This window comes from Curtobacterium sp. 8I-2 (genome assembly GCF_902506155.1).
Lineage (GTDB): Bacteria > Actinomycetota > Actinomycetes > Actinomycetales > Microbacteriaceae > Curtobacterium > Curtobacterium poinsettiae.
Window position 1 is genome coordinate 2,371,064 of sequence record NZ_LR732827.1, and the last position, 18,681, is coordinate 2,389,744.

12 protein-coding genes are annotated in these 18,681 nt (G+C 71.4%); 5 read left to right on the forward strand and 7 right to left on the reverse strand.

Translation table 11 applies throughout. The annotated features are described in order from the left end of the window. Window positions 1–217: 217 nt before the first annotated feature. The gene (locus BOSE127_RS15035) at window positions 218–5,689 is read right to left on the reverse strand and encodes a discoidin domain-containing protein (RefSeq protein ID WP_159557857.1); all 5,472 of its coding nucleotides are present in this window, start codon (window positions 5,687–5,689) and stop codon (window positions 218–220) included. A 151-nt stretch (window positions 5,690–5,840) separates the two neighbouring features. Here BOSE127_RS15035 and BOSE127_RS15040 point away from each other — a divergent pair, with 151 nt between their 5' ends. Continuing rightward, on the forward strand, window positions 5,841–6,995 hold the full coding sequence (locus BOSE127_RS15040) for a low temperature requirement protein A (RefSeq protein ID WP_201300459.1): 1,155 nt from the start codon (window positions 5,841–5,843) through the stop codon (window positions 6,993–6,995). 135 nt (window positions 6,996–7,130) lie between these two features. Here the strand turns inward: BOSE127_RS15040 and BOSE127_RS15045 are convergent, their stop codons facing one another. Both BOSE127_RS15045 and BOSE127_RS15050 read right to left on the reverse strand, forming a co-directional pair. Beyond that, a complete protein-coding gene (locus BOSE127_RS15045; protein WP_228501053.1) occupies window positions 7,131–8,960 on the reverse strand; it encodes a BCCT family transporter in 1,830 nt (609 codons plus the stop codon). A 53-nt stretch (window positions 8,961–9,013) separates the two neighbouring features. Next, window positions 9,014–9,298 carry a YrhK family protein gene (locus BOSE127_RS15050; protein ID WP_017886936.1) on the reverse strand — a complete coding sequence of 95 codons (285 nt, stop codon included), beginning with the start codon at window positions 9,296–9,298 and terminating at the stop codon, window positions 9,014–9,016. A 241-nt stretch (window positions 9,299–9,539) separates the two neighbouring features. Between BOSE127_RS15050 and BOSE127_RS15055 the strand changes: the two genes are divergently transcribed. From BOSE127_RS15055 to BOSE127_RS15070, 4 genes are read left to right on the forward strand one after another with little or no spacing between them, the layout of a single operon-like run. After that, complete coding sequence (locus BOSE127_RS15055) at window positions 9,540–10,811, forward strand: ABC transporter substrate-binding protein (protein WP_159557859.1); 1,272 nt, start codon at window positions 9,540–9,542, stop codon at window positions 10,809–10,811. Between the two features lie 25 nt (window positions 10,812–10,836). Beyond that, window positions 10,837–11,808 (forward strand): carbohydrate ABC transporter permease, encoded by a 972-nt coding sequence (locus BOSE127_RS15060; RefSeq protein WP_017886934.1) that lies wholly within the window; start codon window positions 10,837–10,839, stop codon window positions 11,806–11,808. Continuing rightward, on the forward strand, window positions 11,805–12,716 hold the full coding sequence (locus tag BOSE127_RS15065; protein WP_042540454.1) for a carbohydrate ABC transporter permease: 912 nt from the start codon (window positions 11,805–11,807) through the stop codon (window positions 12,714–12,716). The genes BOSE127_RS15060 and BOSE127_RS15065 overlap by 4 nt, the downstream gene beginning before the upstream one ends. Window positions 12,717–12,726: 10 nt before the next feature. Beyond that, window positions 12,727–15,186, forward strand: coding sequence for a glycoside hydrolase family 31 protein (locus BOSE127_RS15070; RefSeq protein WP_159557861.1), 2,460 nt, complete (start codon window positions 12,727–12,729; stop codon window positions 15,184–15,186). 130 nt (window positions 15,187–15,316) lie between these two features. Here BOSE127_RS15070 and BOSE127_RS15075 read toward each other — a convergent pair whose 3' ends face one another. The 4 genes from BOSE127_RS15075 to BOSE127_RS15090 form a co-directional block, all read right to left on the reverse strand. After that, window positions 15,317–16,363, reverse strand: coding sequence for a LacI family DNA-binding transcriptional regulator (locus BOSE127_RS15075; protein WP_083389447.1), 1,047 nt, complete (start codon window positions 16,361–16,363; stop codon window positions 15,317–15,319). An 89-nt stretch (window positions 16,364–16,452) separates the two neighbouring features. Beyond that, window positions 16,453–17,166: a GAF and ANTAR domain-containing protein gene (locus BOSE127_RS15080; protein WP_159557863.1), complete on the reverse strand. Its 714-nt coding sequence runs from the start codon at window positions 17,164–17,166 to the stop codon at window positions 16,453–16,455. Next, window positions 17,163–17,876: a GAF and ANTAR domain-containing protein gene (locus tag BOSE127_RS15085; protein ID WP_159557865.1), complete on the reverse strand. Its 714-nt coding sequence runs from the start codon at window positions 17,874–17,876 to the stop codon at window positions 17,163–17,165. The genes BOSE127_RS15080 and BOSE127_RS15085 overlap by 4 nt, the downstream gene beginning before the upstream one ends. After that, entirely contained in the window at window positions 17,869–18,675 is an 807-nt protein-coding gene (locus tag BOSE127_RS15090) for a helix-turn-helix transcriptional regulator (protein WP_017887472.1), read from the reverse strand. Before BOSE127_RS15090 ends, BOSE127_RS15085 begins: the two co-directional genes overlap by 8 nt. Between the last annotated feature and the right edge of the window lie 6 nt (window positions 18,676–18,681).

Genomic DNA, 18,681 nt, shown 5'->3' on the forward strand with positions numbered 1-18,681 from the left:
GGTGTCTCGATCCTGCAACGACTCAGTCGTGCCGACAGGCGGACTGGAGGCCCGGTGCCAGCTGGCACCGCGCCTCCAGTCCGCCGGTTGGTCGCGTCCACCGCTCGGACCGAGTCGGACGCCGGAACCTGCGGACGGCGGTCAGGTGGTCCGGACCGTGCAGGCCTTCGCGACGACGTCGCCGCCGGACAGGTGTGCGGGAAGCGGGGCGTCGGCGCTACCGGATCTCGAGGTCGTACAGCGAGTAGCCGTACGGGGTCGCCCGTTCGACACCGTGCACGCGGACGTACCGCCACGAGCCGTCCAGGTCGTGCCGGTCGGTCCCGCCGTCACCGTCGGTCTCGGTGGCGAGCGTCGTCCACCCGTCGTCGCCCGCGTTCCGCGCCTCGATCCGGTAGGAGCGTCCGAAGGCGTCCTCCCACCGGAGCAACGCGCCGTGCAGGCGCTGCGATGCGCGGAGGTCGACGGCGAGCCACTGGTCGTCGGTGTGCCCGCTCGCCCAGCGCGATCCCGGGTCGCCGTCCACGGCGTTCCGTGCGGGGACGCCGTCGCCCTCGTCGGCCGATGACGACACGGTCGCCCGTCGTGCCAGGTCCGGCATCGGTTCGCCCTGCGTCGAGGTGACGCGGAGGTCCCAGAGGGAGACACCGAACGCGGTGTGCCGGCGGTCCGCGACGACCCGGACCCAGCGGCCGGTGACGTCGTCGCCCTCCAGCCGGTGGATCACCTCGCCGCCGGTCCCGTGGGCTTCTTCCGCGACGGTCCGCCAGGGGGCGTCTTCGTCGTCGCGGACCTGGACGCGGTAGGCCTCGGCCCACGCGGCCTCCCAGTCGAGCTGCACCTGGTCGATCGGCACGACCTGCCCGAGGTCGACCGCCAACCACGCACCGTCGCGTGCTGCGCTCGCCCACCGGGTCCGGGCGTCGCCGTCCACCGCATTGCCGCCGGACAGGTCGCCGCGCTCGTCCGACGAGGTGGTGACGGGCTTGCCGGCGGCCACGTCGCGAGAGCGGGCGGGTGCCGTTCCGCCGTCGTCGTCACCGTCGGTCGCCTCGTCGAGGGTCGTGACGGTGGCCGTCCCGGATGCTCCCGGCACGGTGGCCGTGACCGTCGCGGTCACACCGCCCTCGGCCGCTGCGGTGACGACACCGTCCGGTTCGACACTTCCGCCGCCGTCGACGGCCCAATCCGGGCGGTCCGCGGCGAGCCGCCCGCCGAACCCGTCGTGGTCGAACCCGTAGGCCGCCATCCGGACCGTGTCACCGGCGCGGACGGTCGTGGTGCGTGGTGCGACGAGCACGTCCTCGACGTCGACGGTCGAGGCCGCCGGGGTGCCGGACACGTGCACCTCCCAGATGGAGTACCCGTACCCGGTGAGGCGGTCGGTCAGGTGCAGGCGCACGAACCGGGCGGTCTCGCCCACGGGCACCGTGTCCGCGTCGGCGGTGGTCTTGTCGACCGTCTGCACGTCGCGCCAGGGGCTGTCGGCGGTGTCCCGGACCTGCAGCACGTACCGGGCGGCGGCCGCGTTCTCCCAGTCCACCCGCACGGTGTCGACGTCGGTCAGCCGCCCGAGGTCGATCGTGTAGTCGACCTCGTCCACACCGTGCGCGCTCTCCCACCGGGTGCTGCGGTCCCCGTCGACGGCCTTCCCGGCGACGTTGCCGCCGTCCGAGGAGCTCGCGTCGACGTCGGCACCCGCTGCGGCGTCGGGGATCGACGTCACCGAGGCGACGACCGCCGAGCCCTCGACACCGCCACCGGTCGCGACGACGTACCCGGAGCCCGCGGCTGTGGTCGTCACGGTGCCGTCGCTCCCGGCGCTTCCGGCACCGGTGTACGACCAGGTGACGTCGGCGGGCAGGGCCGCCGGGTCGCCGTACTGGTCGTGGCCGGCGGCACGGAACCGCTGTGGCGTCCCGACGACGAGCCGGTCGAAGCCGGGCGTGACGTCGAACCCGGTGAGGACCGGTGCCGGTGCGACCCGGAAGGCGTACGACCCGTGCACGCCGCCGATCGTGGCGGTGACGGTCGCCCGCTCCGCGCGCTCCGATGCACGGTGGACGCCGTCGGCGCTGATCGTGCCGGTGTCGGTCGACCAGGTGACGTCGTCCAGCGCGACGGTGGCGCCGTACTGGTCGTAGCCGGTGGCGGTGAAGGTCGTGGTCGCACCGGGGACGATCGTCTTCGGGGCTCCCTGGGCGCTGACGACCACCTCGGTGAGCCGCGCGTCCAGGTGCGAGGTGATCTGCGTCTGCGCCGGGACCGCGATCTGGCCGATCACCTCGGTGCCCTCGTAGACGTCGTACGTGTGCTGCACGGTGTCGGGGTTGTCGAGCACGTAGCTGATCGTGCCGTCCGGTGCGCGGAACACCTGGCTGAGCGGGTCCGAGGTGTGCCGGTCGGTGACCTCGGTGCCGACGGTCCGGTTCGACATCGCCTGGTGGTACACAAGGCCGGCCATCGACTGCCCGGTCACGGCCGGGTCGTCGGCCTTCCACAGCGCGGCGTGCACGTCGGCGTAGGTGTCCGGGTCGTACTGCCCGAGGAACCCGAGGACGACGTTGCCGAGCGCGTCGCCCATGCCGCTGAACACCCGTGCGGCGTGCTCGGTGTCCTCGCCGGGGGTGTGGTCGGTGAGGTCGACGCCGTACAGGTGGTCGATGGTCCGGGTGTCGGCGCGGAAGTCGTCCACCAGGAACGGCATCAGCGGGGACGGGGTCGGCCAGTCCTGGGGCCTCCGGTCGGCGGTGGGGCCGTCGAGCTCGGCGGGCACCAGCGAGTCGGGCAGGTTCTCCGGGGTCCAGTACCGGTCCGGGAACACCACCCGTCCGTCGTCGTCCACGCTCACCAGCAGGGTGTCGGTGGCCGGGTCGTACAGGGGGTTCGCTGCGGTTCGTCGGGTGACGTACCCGGGGTGGTTCGTCTCGACGGCGCGGATCGCGTCCTGCAGCTCGCCGATCGCGGCCGGCCGGTCACGGGTGATCTTCACGTCGCCGTAGCTGCCGACGCCCCACCACTTCTTCGTGAGCATCTGGATGCGTGCCGCGTTGCCGTCGGTGACCCCGGCCTGCCCGATGGACTCCGGGCGGGCGGCCATCATCTCGGCCATCAGGGCCTTCGAGAAGCCGGGATCCCAGCCGAAGTAGTCGAACCACGGGGCGATCGGCATCCACTGGATGCCGGAGATCCAGGCGGGGTCGCCGGAGAAGTACGTGGCGTGGGCCTGCCCGGAGTCGAACAGGATCCCCGCCTGCCCGTGCTCGTACTCGTCCGGGAACGCGCCGTTGCCGTCGTACGACGCCGAGGCAGGGTTGCCGCGGGCGTTCTGCCAGTACGCGCGGACGGCGGCCCGCTCGGTGACGTACTGCACCGCACCGGCGGCCTGCATCTCGTCGTCGCCCAGGACCGAGCCGAGCAGGAAGAGCCCCGCCTCGGACTGGATCGCCTCGGACGAGGACTCCTGGTTGTTGCCGCCGGGGGACGACACACCACCGGCGTTCGACCGGCCCTCCCAGACCCCGAACGTGCGCATGTGCGGGAACCGGGCGTCGTCGCGGTCCCAGTTCGCGTACTGCTTCGCGACGAGCGTCGCCATGCCCTGGTACTTCGCCGCCCACGCGTGGTCGACCCGGCCGAGCATCGCCGTCGCGACCGCGAAGTAGCCGTAGTGGAAGTGGTTGTCGTTGAACTGCGCGGACCCGTACGAGTCGGCGAACCCGATCAGGGCCTTCCACGTCGGGTACATCGCGAAGAAGTGCTCCGCCTCGCCGTCCGTGTACGTGTACCAGTCGGTCAGGGCGCGCTCGAGGGTGTCCTGCAGCGTCCGGGCGTCCTCGGTGGCACCGATCTGCCGCGCGATCGTCATGTACTCGGCGAGCTGCAGGACGTCCTTGCCGCCCCAGTAGGTGTCCCCGCCGTACGTCGTCTTCGCGGCGTAGTCGTGCAGGTACTCGCGCATGATGCGCTCGGAGTACGGGTCGTCGCCGACCGCCTCGGGTGTGGCGCCGATCGGGGTCATGCCCGTGAACGCGTAGTCCAGGGTCCAGCCGCCGTGGCCGACGGTGGTCCGCATGGTGCCGCGCGGGGTCTCGTACGTGGCGCCGGTGAAGCGCAGGTTCGTGGTGGCGTCGGCGTACTGGTGCTGCAGCCAGCCCTGGACGGTGTCGTGGCTGTCGCCCTGCAGCGTGTCGGTGCGGATCGACCACTGCTGACGGACGTTCGCCGCCGCCGGGTCGTACGCGTACGTCATCGTCGTGTCACGGGGGACCGCGAACGCGGTGCGGTGCAGGTCGTCGAGGGACAACCCCTGCTCGGGCACCGCACTGAGCACCAGGTAGGGCGTGCCCGACGAGGCCTCCAGCGTGTTCCCGACCCGGGTGAAGGTGGTGTCGTCGGGGGCGTGCACCCCGAAGACGTGGCCGTCCTGGCGGATCTCGAACCGGTCCGTCGTCACCGGCAGGTCGAGCGGTTCGCCGTCCCCGTCGGTGATCTCGGCGCCGTCCTGCAGGGTCAGGCGCGGGGTCATGCCGTGGAACTCGAACCACTCGTACGGCGAACCCTGCACGCTCGTGACGTCCATGTACTGTCCGCCCGGGCCGTCCTGCGGCATCCGCCAGCTGACGTTCCAGTCACCCCAGCGGAGCGCGTCGGCCTGCTTCGCCCGGAACGTGGTCGCGAAGCGCTCGGCGAGGCCGTCCGGGGCGTCGGTGAGCAGGACCTGGTCGACCAGGACGTGTGCCCACCCGGCGCGCAGGTCGTCCACGATCCGCAGCTGCGCGGACTGCCCCCGGTGCGCGGAGACGTCCCAGCTGTCCCACCGCAGCTGTTCGCTGTCCGTCCCGGTGCTGCTCGCCACGACGTCGCCGTCGACCAGCAGCTGCACGGCTTCGTGGTCGGGGTGCCGGCCACCGCCGACCAGGAACGCCAGGGTCGAACGGTCGATCGTGAACGCCGGCGACGTGAGGGTGCCGGTCGCGCCGTCGCCGTCCTCGTCGCTGAACGAGTTCAGGAAGCGTCCGCCGAGCCACCCGGAGACCGCGCTCTGCCCGGCGGCCGTCCCCGTGGCCGTTGCCGTGAACGCGTCACCGGTCGCGGTCCAGCCGCCAGGCAGCCCGTCCTCGAAGTCCGCCAGGGTGCGGTCGCTCGCGTCCGGGCTCGGTTCGACGGTCCCGCCGACCGTCACCGGTGCCTCCAGACGCATCGCCGTGCCGTCGCTGTTCCACCGCGTCGGGATCGTGAGCTTCGTGCCGGCGGCACTGTTCGACGAGACGAACGGGTACGCCCACATGTCGCCGGAGTACTTGCTGACCAGCAGGTCCGTCCACCACTGGTTCGTGGGCACCGGCTCGCCGGCCTTCGACGGATCGATGTACAGCTCCTGGTCGAGCGTCTTCCGCACGTCCGCGATGTCGGTGATCTCGTCGGGCGGGGCCGGCGCGTAGGAGCCGGCACCCACCTGCACGCCGTCGGCGGCGGGACCGACGCGGGACGAGCCTCCAGGCTGTCCCTGCGGTGCGGCAACCGCAGCACCCGGATCAGCCGGCGACCGCCGGGTGTCGGACGTCGCGGCGTGCGCCGTGGTGACGGCGGACGCCAGCAGTGTGGCGACGGTCAGGGCGCCGGCTGCGGCGCTGACGGCCGCTCGGCGGAACGACCTGGGACGGACGGCGGGACGCGGTGAGCTCACCGGGACTCCTGTCGGAACGGTTCGGCCGCGCACGACGTACACGGCCGTGGACGGCGGGGTCTGGTGGTGCTGGGCCTGCACCCGGACAGATCGGCAGCACCGGTCCCGCCGTCAGCAGTCCGCGTTCTGGGGATGCCCTACCGTTGGCCCCATGCCGACCATCGGACTGCGCCGGATGGTGCCGCGGGACCCCGACCAACGACACCGGGCAGCGAGTCCGCTCGAGCTCCTGTTCGACCTGGTGTTCGTCGTCGCCGTGGGGTTCGCCGCCACCAACCTGCACGAGATCGAGGTCGAGGGGCACGTCACCTCGGCCGTCCTGGCCTACGGGTTGGTGTTCTTCTCGATCTGGTGGGCGTGGATGAACTTCACCTGGTTCGCCACGTCGTTCGACACCGACGACTGGCTCTACCGGGTGATGACCTTCGTGCAGATGGCGGGGGTGCTCGTCCTCGCCGCCGGGGTGCACGCGGCCATGGTCGAGGACGACTTCACGATCGGCGTCATCGGCTACGTCGTCATGCGGCTGGCGCTGGTCGGGCAGTGGATCCGCGCCGCCGTGTCCTCCACCCGCTCCCGCCGCACCGCCGTCCTGCACGCCGTCGGCGTCACGGTCGTGCAGCTTCTCTGGGTGCTCTCCCTGGCCCTGCCCGACGAGGTCTGGGGGTACGCGGCACCGTTCCTCGTGCTCGCCGAGCTGTCCGTGCCGATCTGGGCACAGACCTCGACGGGGACGACCCCGTGGCACACCCGGCACCTGGCCGAGCGGTTCTCGCTGTTCACCCTCATCGTCCTGGGCGAGGGACTGGTGGCCTCGGCCGGTGCGGTGATCGACGCCCTCGCGCACACCGAGCACCTCGGAGCCCTGCTGGCGCTCGCCGGCTGCGGACTGGTGATCACCGGCGGGATGTGGTGGATCTACTTCTCCCGCGAGCAGCACGCGCACATCCGCTCGCTGCCCACCGCGCTCGTGTTCGGCTACGGCCACTTCTTCGTCTTCGCCGCCGCCGGCGCGCTGCCGGCCGGCATCGAGGTCGCGGTCAGCGCCGACGCCGGACACGTCGCACTGTCGTCCGCCTCGGTCGCCGCGACCGTCGCGGTGCCGGTCGCGGTGTTCGTGCTGTCGATCTGGGCGCTCGCGATCCGGCCGTCGTTGTCCACGCGGGCCAACGCCGCGGTGGTGGCCCTGGTGCTCGTCGTCCTCGCGTTGATCGCGGTGCCGGCGGTGTCGCTGCCGCTCACCGCGCTCGCCGTGGCGGCGGTCGTCGTGACCCTCGAGGTCGCGTCCGCGCGGACCGACACCTGACGGACGACGGACGGGAGGCGGGCCCCAGCAGCCGGTACCGGCGCGACGCGCCAGCGGCGGGACGGCCGTGCCTGGAGGGACGGTGCCAGCTGGCACCGTGCCTCCCGTCCGTCAGGTGGTCGCGTCGACGGCGCGTCAGCGCTCCGGCTGCTCCGTCGCCGACGTGTCGGCCGACGTCGGACGCGCGTCGAGGCTCGGGTCGACCGCCGGGTCCGCCGAGATCGACTCGGGTCGCACGGGGAAGTCCTCGAGCGCACCGGCCTCCACCGTCGGAGCCGCGGCTCCGCGGCCACCGCGCACGCGGCTCTTCACCGCTGCCCACGGACGGCCGAGAGCGGACCGTGCGGGACGCTCGGAGGGCGCCTCGACCTCGAGCCCGTAGTAGGCGCCGACGTGCTCGAGCAGGACCTCGCGCTCGGCCTTGTCGTAGGCCCGGCGCTCGCGGGTGAAGGCGATGATCGTCGACCAACAGGTCAGGATCAGGACGATGCTGAACGGCAACGCGGTCGTGATCGCCGCGGTCTTCAGCGCGTTCAACCCGCCGCTCAGCAGCAGTGCGACGGCGAGCAGTGCCGACACAGCGGCGAAGAAGACGCGCAGCCAGTTCTTCGGTTCGATGTCGCCACCCGAGGCGATCATCGCCATCACGAGCGACCCGGAGTCGGACGAGGTCACGAAGAACACGCCGATGAGCAGGATCGCGCCGTAGGTCAGCACCACGCCGGCGGGCAGGTCACCGAGCAGCGCGAACAGGGACCCCTCGATGTCGACCGAGCCGTCCGAGCCGACGAGGCCGCCGGCACCGTCGGTCTGGCGGTGGATGGCCGCACCACCGAGGACGGCGAACCACAGGAACGTGAGCGCGGTCGGCACCAGGAGGACACCGAACACGAACTGTCGGACCGTGCGGCCCTTGGAGATGCGGGCGATGAAGACACCGACGAACGGCGCCCACGACATCCACCAGCCCCAGTAGAAGGTGGTCCAGGCGCCCTGCCAGGCCTCGCCCTCGGCACCCTGCTGCGCGGTGACGTTGAACGACAGGCCGACGATGTTCTGCAGGTAGGAGCCGATCGACTGCACGAAGTCACGCAGCAGGAACTGCGTCGGACCGACGATGAGCACGAAGAGCAGCAGCGCGGCGGCGAGCAGCAGGTTGAAGTTCGACAGGATCTTCATGCCCTTGGTCACACCGGTGACGAGCGAGACGATCGTGACGGCGGTGATCACCGCGATGATGGCGATCTGGCTGACGATGCTGCTGTCGGCGATGCCGGCGCTCTCGAGTCCGGCGCCGATCTGGATGACGCCGAGGCCGAGCGAGGTCGCGACACCGAACAGCGTGCCGACCAGGGCGATGACGTCGATCAGGTTGCCCCAGCCGCCGCGGACGCGGTTGCCGAGCAGCGGTTCGAGCGCCCAGCGGATCGACACCGGGCGACCCCGGCGGTGGATCGCGTAGGCCAGGGCGAGGCCGAGGACGACGTAGATCGCCCATGCGTGCAGGCCCCAGTGCAGGAAGGTCTGGGTCAGTGCCTGCTGCGCGAGTTCCTTCTCGTTGCCGGTGACGCCCGGGCGCGGGGAGGCGAAGTGACTGAGGGGCTCGGAGACGCCGTAGAACACGAGGCCGATGCCCATGCCGGCGGCGAACAGCAGCGCGAACCACGAACCGGTCGAGAACTCGGGCTCGTCCTGGTCCTTGCCGAGCTTGATGTCACCGAAGCGGCTGAAGCCGACGAACAGCGAGAAGCCGACGAAGAACGCGGCGATCAGCACGTAGTACCAGCTGAAGTTCTGGACGATGCCGTCCTGCAGTCCGAGGAACATCGCCTCGGCGGTGGAGGGGGAGATCAGGGTGAAGGCCACGAACCCCAGCACGATGACGGCGGCGGGCCAGAACACCCACCGCCGCAACTGCGGTGTCGTGGTCACGGGTCCGGGCAGGGGAGGAGTGGTGCTTGCCATGCAGTCCATGGTGCCTGCTCGCGTTCCTGTGTGTTCGCCCAGGCGTGTCGTGGTCAGAAGTCGCGCGCGGACTCCGAGGGGTTCCCGCGGCCGACCCGACCCAGGTGGAGCCTCCGCGACAGCCGGATGACCGGGCGGATGAGCAGCTGGATGCTCCCGATCAGGAACAGCCACGTGCCGGCCGTCGTGGTGCTCTCGGAGAAGAAGAGGACGCTGCCGACGATGAACCAGAGCGCCACCATCACGTCGTTGACGATGCTGATGGTCTCGTAGAGCCCGCGGATGCGGAGCTCTTCGTGCCCCACCCGGAGTGCGATGTCCCGTTCGTCCTGCGCCATCAGACGATCCTGTCAGTTCTGTGGCGCGTCCGTCCCCGTGGGTGGCGGGGCGCGGCCGTGGAAGCGCTGCGCGGCGGACGGGAGGCGCGGGGCGGGCTGGCACCGTCCCTCCAGGCACGGCCAGATGCGATTACAACGTTGACGTACGCTTTACAGCGCTGTAAACAGGAGCCTGCGCGACGATGCGCGACGAGGGAGAGACCCGATGGTGGGAAGCAGGACCGCAACACTCCAGGCCGCGGTGAGCCGGCGGGGGTTCCTCGCGGGCGCGGCCGGAGGCATCGCACTCGGCACGATGGCGCTCGCCGGGTGCGCGACCCCGGGGCGTGCCGCCGGTGGAGCCACGACGCTCCGCTTCTACGAGCAGAAGCAGGAGGTCATCGCGTACTTCGACAAGCTGCTGCGGCACTTCGAGGGGGAGCACGCCGGCACGTCGGTCGTGCACGACAGCACCGCGGCCATCGCCCCGCAGTTCGTCCGCGGCGAACCGGCGGACGTCGGGTGCTTCAACGACAACCTCGAGCTCGCCCGGTACATCTCGCGCGGCGTGCTCAGCGACCTCGGCGACCTGCCGTCGGCCGCGCGGGTCCGACCCGACATCGACACCCTGACGAACCAGTACGCGACGTTCGAGGACCGCACGAGCGTGCTGCCGTACTCGCTCGCCGCGGCCGGCGTGATCTACAACAAGCGCATCTTCGCCGACCACGACCTGCCGGTCCCGACGACGTGGGACGACTTCGTCGAGGTCTGCCGGACCCTGCAGAAGGCCGGCGTCACGCCGATCTACGCCACCGACCGCGACACGTGGACGCTCTGGCAGGGCCTGTTCGACTACTCGGTGGGCAGCCTCGTCGACACCGGCTCGTTCTTCCGCAAGATGAAGGCCCTGGGCGCTGACGTCGGCCCGGACTCCGAGGTGTCGTTCGAGCAGGACTTCGCGGTGCCGATGGAGCGCGCGAAGACCATCTCGTCGTTCTTCAACCGCGACCACGCCACCCGGGCCTACGCCGACGGCAACCTGGCGTTCGGCAAGGGCGAGGCCGCGATGTACCTGCAGGGCCCGTGGGCGCTCGGGCAGATCGCGCTGATCGACGCGGAGCTGCCCGTCGGCACCTTCGCCCTGCCGGTGTCGAACGACCCGGCCGACCGCAAGGCCCGGGTCAACATCGACCTCGGGCTCTGGATCCCCACGGCGTCCGAGCACCCGGAGCAGGCGAAGGAGCTCGTCGAGTTCCTCATGCAGCCCGATGTCATCGACGCCTACAACCGCGACAACCTGGCGTACTCGCCCCGCATCGACGCACCGCCGCAGCAGGACGAGCGGCTCGCCGGCCTGCAGCAGTACGTCGACGACGCGGCGTTCTACCAGGGCGCCGGCACCTTCATCCCCACGTCGATCCCGCTCGGCAACTACCTGCAGTCGGCGATCCGGAGCGGGGACTTCACCTCGATGCTGCGGCGGCTCGACTCGGACTGGCGGCGGCTCGCCGGCCGTTCCGCGACGGTCTGAGCCGGACCAGGAACCAGGAGTCACCATGACCATGCAGACCCCGCTCTCCCGCGACACCGACCCGGCGACGTCCGGGCCGGCCACCGACGCAGCCCGCACGCACCGTCGTGTGGGTTCCCGCGGCGTCGGTTCACTCAGCCGCACCGAGGGCATGTACTACCTGTTCCTCGTGCCGGCCCTCGTGCTGTTCACGGCGTTCGTCGTCGCCCCCGCCTGCGTCGGCGTCTTCTACAGCTTCACCGACTACCTCGGGTTCGGGCAGTGGGACTTCATCGGCGTCGAGAACTACAAGGCGCTCGTCTCCGACCCCGCGATCCTGGCGTCGTACGGGTTCACCCTCGGCTTCGCGGCCGTCACCGTCGTCGTCACGCAGGTCGTCGCGCTGACGCTCGCGATCGCCCTGGCGAAGAAGATCCGGTTCGCCGCCGGACTGCGTTCGGTGTTCGTCATCCCGATGGTGATCTCGGGGATCATCGTCGCCTACGTGTTCAACTTCCTGTTCTCGAACACCGTGCCGGCCCTGGCCACGAGCGTCGGTTTCGGCCCGCTCGAGCAGAGCATCCTCGGCGACCCGAACCTGGCCTGGCTCGCGATCGTCATCGTGTCCGCCTGGCAGACCGTGCCCGGCGCGCTCCTCATCTACACGGCGGGCCTGACGTCCATCCCCGAGGAGCTGTACGAGGCCAGTGCACTCGACGGGGCGACCGGCTGGAAGCAGCTGCGGGCGATCACGCTCCCGCTGCTCGGCGGCTTCATCGTCATCAACACCGTGCTCGGTGTGAAGGGCTACCTCGGCGCCTACGACGTGATCGTCGGTCTGACCAACGGCGGCCCCGGCAGCGCGACCAGCAGCGTCGCGATGACGATCTTCGGCGGCTTCACCGGCGGCGACTACGCCTACCAGATGGCGAACGCGACCGTGTTCTTCATCATCACCGTCCTCATCTCCGTGCTGCAGCTCGCGGCGACCCGCGGAAGGAACCTGCGACTCGCATGACCGCCACCGACACACGACCCCCGACCGACACCCGAGCCGTGACCACCGGCGGCGGCGGACGCTCCGGCCGCGGACACCGCCGACGACTGGGCGGCACGAACTGGGCGCTGACCGTGGTCCTCGGCCTCGCGTCGCTCACCGTGCTCGTCCCGCTGTACGTGACGCTCTCGATGGCGTTCAAGACGACCGAGCAGTCCGTCGACGGCAATGCACTCTCGCTGCCGTTCCCGTTCAACCCGGGCTCGTTCGCCGAGGCCTGGCAGCTGACCCGGTTCCCGGTGTCCTTCTCGGTGTCGCTCGGCGTCGCAGCGCTCACCGTCGTCGCGACCCTGCTGCTCAGCTCGTTCGCCTCGTACGCGATCGTCCGGAACTGGCACAAGCGGTTCTTCCGGTACTCGTTCGTCTACCTGCTCGCGGCGATGTTCCTGCCGTTCCCGGTGGTGGCGCTGCCGCAGATCAAGCTGACCGCCGAGATCGGCCTGGACAACCCGATCGGTGTCGGGATCCTGCACGCCATGTTCCAACTGTCGTTCAGCGTGCTGCTCTACTCGGCGTACCTGCGGTCGATCCCGGTCGAACTCGAGGAGAGCGCCCGCATCGACGGGGCGTCCACGTGGCAGATCTTCTGGCGGATCATCCTGCCGCTCCTCGGCCCGATGAACGCGACGGTCGGCATCTTCGCGTTCCTGGCATCGTGGAACGACTTCATGATGCCGTCGCTCATCACGGCGGACCCGGGGTTGCAGACCCTGCCCGTGGTGCAGAACATCTTCCAGAGTCAGTTCGGAACCGACTACAACGTCGCCTTCGCCTCGTACCTGATGGCGATGGCCCCCACGATCATCGTCTACCTGTTCGCGCAGCGCTGGGTCATCAGCGGCGTGACCCAGGGTGCGGTCAAGAGCTGAGAGGCACCACGTGAGCAGCAGCACCACCGGCACCACCGGCACCGTCCTCCCCACCATCCGTCCGTTCCCGGGTTCGGACCCGGTCGCCGACCCCGCAGCCGTCGTCACCGGCGACCGCTGGCGCATCACCGTGCTCGACGCCGGAGCGTTCCGAATCGAGTGGAGCGACGACGGCGGGTTCGAGGACCGCGCCTCGACCTTCGCGTTGCGCCGCCGCCTGCCCGTGCCGGCCTTCACCGTGGAGCAGACGGCCGCCACCGACGGCACCGGCACCGACGGCGTCGTCGTCACCACCGACCGCGCACGCCTGCGCTACGACGGCCGCCCCTTCAGCCCGAGCGGGCTGGTGGTCGAGACCACCGGACCGGACGCCAACCGCTGGCGGTGGGGGCAGGAGCCGCGTGACCTCGGTGGCACCGGCCGCACCCTCGACGACGTCGACGGCCGGATGCCGCTCGAGGCGGGGATCCTGGCCCGCGACGGCATCACCGCACTCGACGACAGCGAGTCGTTCCTGTTCGCCGACGACGGCTGGATCGGCACGCGGGTCCCCGGTCGCCGCGACGTCACGGTCTTCGCGTACGGCCGCGACTACGACGCTGCGCTCCGCACGTACCACGCCGTCTCCGGCCCGCCGTCACGGATGCCGCGGTGGGCACTCGGCAACTGGTGGAGCCGGTACCACCCGTACAGCGACACCTCGTACCTCGAGCTGCTGGACCGCTTCGCCGACGAACACCTGCCGTTCTCGGTCGCCGTCATCGACATGGACTGGCACCGGGTCGACTCGGTGCCGCCGCGCTTCGGCAACGGCTGGACGGGGTACTCGTGGGAGCCGTCGCTGTTCCCGGACCCCGAGGCGTTCCTGGCCGAACTCCACCGCCGGGGGATACGCACGACGCTGAACCTGCACCCGGCCGACGGCGTGCGGGCGTTCGAGGATGCCTACCCCGCGGTGGCCCGGGCGATGGGCGTCGACCCGGAGACCGAGCAGCCGATCCCGTTCGACCCGACGGACCGCCGGTTCCTGCAGGCCTACTTCGAACAGCTGCACCGCCCGCTCGAGGAGCAGGGCGTCGACTTCTGGTGGATCGACTGGCAGCAGGGTCGCGAGACCGGGCTGCCCGGGGTGGACCCGCTGTGGCTGCTCAACCACTTCCACCTGCTCGACTCGGCACGACACGCGCCGTCCGGCGGCGCCGACGCGGGCCCGGACGCCGACGCAGCACCGGCCCCCGTCGACGGCATGACCTTCTCGCGCTACGCCGGCCCCGGCAGCCACCGGTACGCCGTCGGGTTCTCCGGCGACGCCGTCGTGTCCTGGGCGTCCCTGGCGTTCCAGCCCGAGTTCACCGCCACAACCGCGAACATCGGCTACCCCTGGTGGAGCCACGACATCGGCGGCCACACCCGCGGCGTCCGCGACGACGAGCTCGCCACCCGCTGGGTGCAGTTCGGGGTGTTCTCGCCGATCATGCGCCTGCACTCGGCCAACAACCCGTTCATCCGCAAGGAGCCGTGGGTGTTCCCGGCCGAGGCCCGCGCCGCGATGGGCGAGGCGCTCCGCTTCCGCCACCGCCTGGTGCCGTACCTGCACACGATGAACCACGGCACGGCCGAGGGCACCGCGCTGGTCCGGCCGCTCTACCACCTGGAGCCGCGCCGCGACGAGGCGTACCGGGTGCCGAACACCTACGCGTTCGGTTCGGAGCTGCTCGTCGCCCCGATCGTGGCGCCGCGCGACCCGGTCAGCCGGCACGGGGTCGCCCGGGCCTGGCTGCCGCCGGGCACCTGGACCGACGTCTTCACCGGCACGGTGTACGCGGGTGACCGGTTCGTCGACCTGCACCGCACGCTCGACACGGTGCCGGCCCTGCTGCGCGACGGCGGGGTCCTGCCGCTCGCGGCGGCCGACCAGCTCGACGCCACCGTCAACCCGACGGCGTTCGAGGTCCTCGTCGCACCGGGTGCACCCGGCGAGTTCACCCTGGTCGAGGACCACGAGGGCGAGGGCAGCCGCACCGCCCGGACCCGTCTGACCTGGGATCCCGAACACGCCGAGTTCCGGGTGCACGGCACCACCGGAGCCCTCGACGTCGTCCCCGCCCACCGCGACTGGCGGATCACGTTCCTCGCCGCGCCGGCCGACGGGCAACCGACATCGGCTCGCTCGGTCGACCGGTTCTCCGTCGACCTGTCCGTCGATTCGGCGTCGGGCGGATCGATCACGCTGGTCGGTGCTCCGGTCGTCGGGGGCGACGCGCGGGACGCCGTCCGGCAGGTCCTCGAGGGCGCGCAGGCCGGCAACGCGGAGAAGCTCGAGGCGTGGGAGGTCGTGGCGAAGGATCTGCCGCGTGCGGACCGCATCGTCGAGCTCGGCACCGTCGGGCTGCCCGACGCCCTGCGGGACGTCGTCGTCGAACTGCTCGGCAGCGTGCACCCGGGGGAGTCGGCTCCCGCAGGTCGCTGACGGCAATCGACGGGGGAAAGGCGGACGGGCGCGGCTCGCTCAGCAGTGTCGCGCCAGCGGCACGCGGGCCGCGCCGACCGAGCCTGCGAGGGAGGGGTGGCGGCGCCGCCACGGGCCTCCCGTCCGCCGTTCACGCGCCCTGGTGCGCCGCCCGGTCGGACGTGCCGTCAGCGTACGGCGCGCTCTCGCCGACGAGCAGGCGGTGGCCGACCGTGACCAGCCGGCCGGGCACGTCGGAGCCGTCCATCCGCTCGACCAGCAGGTCGAGCGCGGTGTCGGCGAGGGCGACCGTGTCGGGCGCGACGGAGGTCAGGCTCGGCACCAGGCTCGACCCGAGGCCGACCGCGTCCCACCCGACCACGGCCACGTCGCGGGGCGCGTCCAGACCGCGCAGGCGCATGGCCCGGAGCGCCCCGAGCGCGGCCAGGTCGTCGCGGCAGAGCAGCCCGTCGACGCGGAGTCCGGCGTCGAGCGCGGTACCGAAGGCGACCTCGGCACCGGCGGCGTCGCCGACCTCGCGGGGGACCAGCAGCGCGTCGTCGAGCGGCAGACCCGCGGCGACGAGTCCGGCGCGGTAGCCGTCCAGGCGCAGTCCGGACGTGCGCGACGACGGGCCGGTCTCGTGCCCGAAGAACCCGATGCGGCGGCAGCCGAGCGCCACGAGGTGCGCGACGGCCTCGGCGGCGGCACCGGCGTTGTCGATGACGACCTGGTCGGCGTGCGGGGGCCGGACGTCCTCGCCGAGGAACACCACGGCGGTGTCGCCGCGGATCCGGTCGATGGCCTCGGGCGTGAGCACCTGCGGGTGGATCACGACCCCGTCGACCACCCCGGCCTCACGCCCGCGCACGGCGGAACGCTCACCGTCCGGGTCGCCGGCGGTCTCCTCGAGCAGGAGCTGGTAGCCGCGGTCGGCGCAGACCCGCGAGAAGACGTGGGCCAGTTCGGCGAAGTACGGGCGTCGGAGGTCGGGGAACGCGAAGGCGAGCATGTTCGAGCGTCCGGTCGCCAGGGACCGGCCCGAGACGTTCGGGCGGTACCCGAGTTCGTCGATCGCGGCCTGCACCCGGCTGCGCATCGGGTCGCTGACGTGCTGGTAGCCACGGACGACGTTGGACACGGTCTTCATCGAGACGCCGGCGTGCGCGGCGACGTCCTGCAGCGTGACCTTGCCCATCCGCTCACCGTAGCGGGCGGCGGGGGCCGTGGTTGCTCGCCCGTGGTCGTGCGTGCTCCCCCGCGGTCGGGGTTGCTCGCCCGCGGTCGTCAGGGGACGAGTCGGCGCTGCACGACCGCGCGGGCCACCTCGGAGAGCGGCTCGCGGTGCTCGAGCGCGTACCCGCGGATCACCGCGAAGGCATCCTCGATCGAGACACCCCGCAGGTACGACACGACGCCCTTGGACTGCTCGATGACCTCGCGCGAGCCGATGGTGCGCTGCAGCTGCGCGCGGACGACCTCGTGTTCGCGCAGGGACCGCTCGTGCAGGATGCCGATCGTCGCCACGTCGGCCAGGGCACGGGCGACGCGCAGGTCCGATCCCCCGAGGGCACCCACGGCGATGCCGAACAGGTTGAGTGTGCCGATGACGTTGCTGCCCAGCCGGAGCGGGACGGCGTGCACCGACCGGAACCCGAGTTCGACCGCGCCCGTGCGGAACATCGCCCACTCCGCCGGCGCTGACTCGATGTCCGGGCAGGCCACGACCCGTCCGGTCGCGAACGAGGTCATGCAGGGTCCGGCCTCGGCGTCGAGTTGCAGGACCTCGACGAGCCGGCTCGCTTCAGAGGTCGAGGCCACGACCTCGAGCTCTTGGTCGTCGTTGGCCAGCAAGATGCCCGCAGCGTCGATGCCGAGTACCTCGGCGCAGGTCTCGACCAGGGTCTGCAGCAGCTCCACGACGTCGTAGGCGTCCACCAGGGTGTCGGCGAGCGACGTGAACGTCTCGAGGATCCGGGCTTCTCGGCCTGCCGTCGTCACTGGACCTCCTCGATCAGGTCGCCTCGCTTCTCGAACCGGACCGTGCCGTCGAGGATCTCCTCCGCCACCCGGCGCATGGTCGTCCGGCGGGCGAAGGCATGGCCCTGCAACAGCAGGTAGGCGTCCTCGGGGCTGATGTCGAGCTGCGCGAGCACCACACCGGTGGCCTGGTGGACCACGCGCCTGGACGACGGGCTCCGGTCGAGCAGGGCGTCGTCCTGGTCCGCGATGGAGCGGAGGGCTCGGCGGAGCACCCGGCGGCTGACTGCGGAGGCGAGGGTCATGGCCTGGCGTACGGTGTCCTCCTCGATCTTCGCGGGCTGCGGGACGTACACGTCGATCGCGCCGAGCGGGAACGGCCCGAAGGCGACCGGGAAGGCGAAGACCGCGCCGACGGGTTCGCTCCGGACGGCTTCGTTGAAGGCTGGCCACGCGGCGTTCGGACGCTCCACCAGATCCGTCTCCAGCACCGGGGCATCGGTCGAGAGCGCGGCCCAGCACGGTCCGTCGGACAGGTCGAGCTGGATCTCGTCGATCCGGGTGGCGACCTCGTCGGTCGCGGACACGGTCTCGCTCGGGCACAGCTCACCGAAGGTCGAGATCGAGACACCGCCCATCGGCAGCGCGAGCGCGAACGGCCGACTGAGTTGGTCGTCGGCGACGTCCGCCGACCGGAGCGCACGGAGTGCACGCTCGAATGCGTCATCCATGGGCGCCTTCCCTGCCGTCTCTCGATCCTACGCGCTGGGCGGTGTCGGACGATCCGGACGGCGCGGGCACGTTCGGCGGTGGGCCGGCACGCCAGGCCGGGAGCTCGGCGGGCGGGTACGTCCCCTGCTCGTCCTGCACCCGGAGCATCGCGTCCAGGGCCACCAGCGTCACGCCGGAGGTCTCGCGCACCACCGTCCGCACCGCGTTGCCGAGCAGGAACGCCATCAGGTCCTCGCTGCCGCCGTCCGGCCGATAGTCGCGCCATGGACCGGCCCCAGCACGCTGCAGCGCCCCGGCGAGCACCGTCTGGGGGTCGTCGACGTCCACCTCGCAGTCCAGCACCAGCCGGAAGCGCCGCTGGTTCCGGTCCGACAGGCTCGGCGCGCCGTCCTCGTCGTCCTCGCAGTCCTCGCCGTCCTCGGGCGCGAAGGAGCGCAGCGCCGACGAGGGCGCGATCCCGTAGGCCTCACGGAACGCCGCAGCCATCCGACCCGCGTTGCTGAACTGCCACCGCTGGGCGATCGCCGCGATGGTCCGCCGGTCGGGTGTGCCGGATGCCGCCTGCAGGTCACGACGCACCCCCTCGAGCCGCACTGCGCGCAGGAAGGCGCCCGGCGTCTGCCCGATCTCCGTCCGGAACCGCTTCTGCAGACTCCGCGGCGACAGCTGGACCGCCGCGGCGACGTCCGTGACGGTGATGTGGGTCGTCGCGTGCTCCTGGACGAACCGGAGCGCGTCCCGCACAGCACGTGAGAGCCGAGGCGGGACGTCCCGTGCCGCACCGCTCCCGTCGTTCATGGGCCG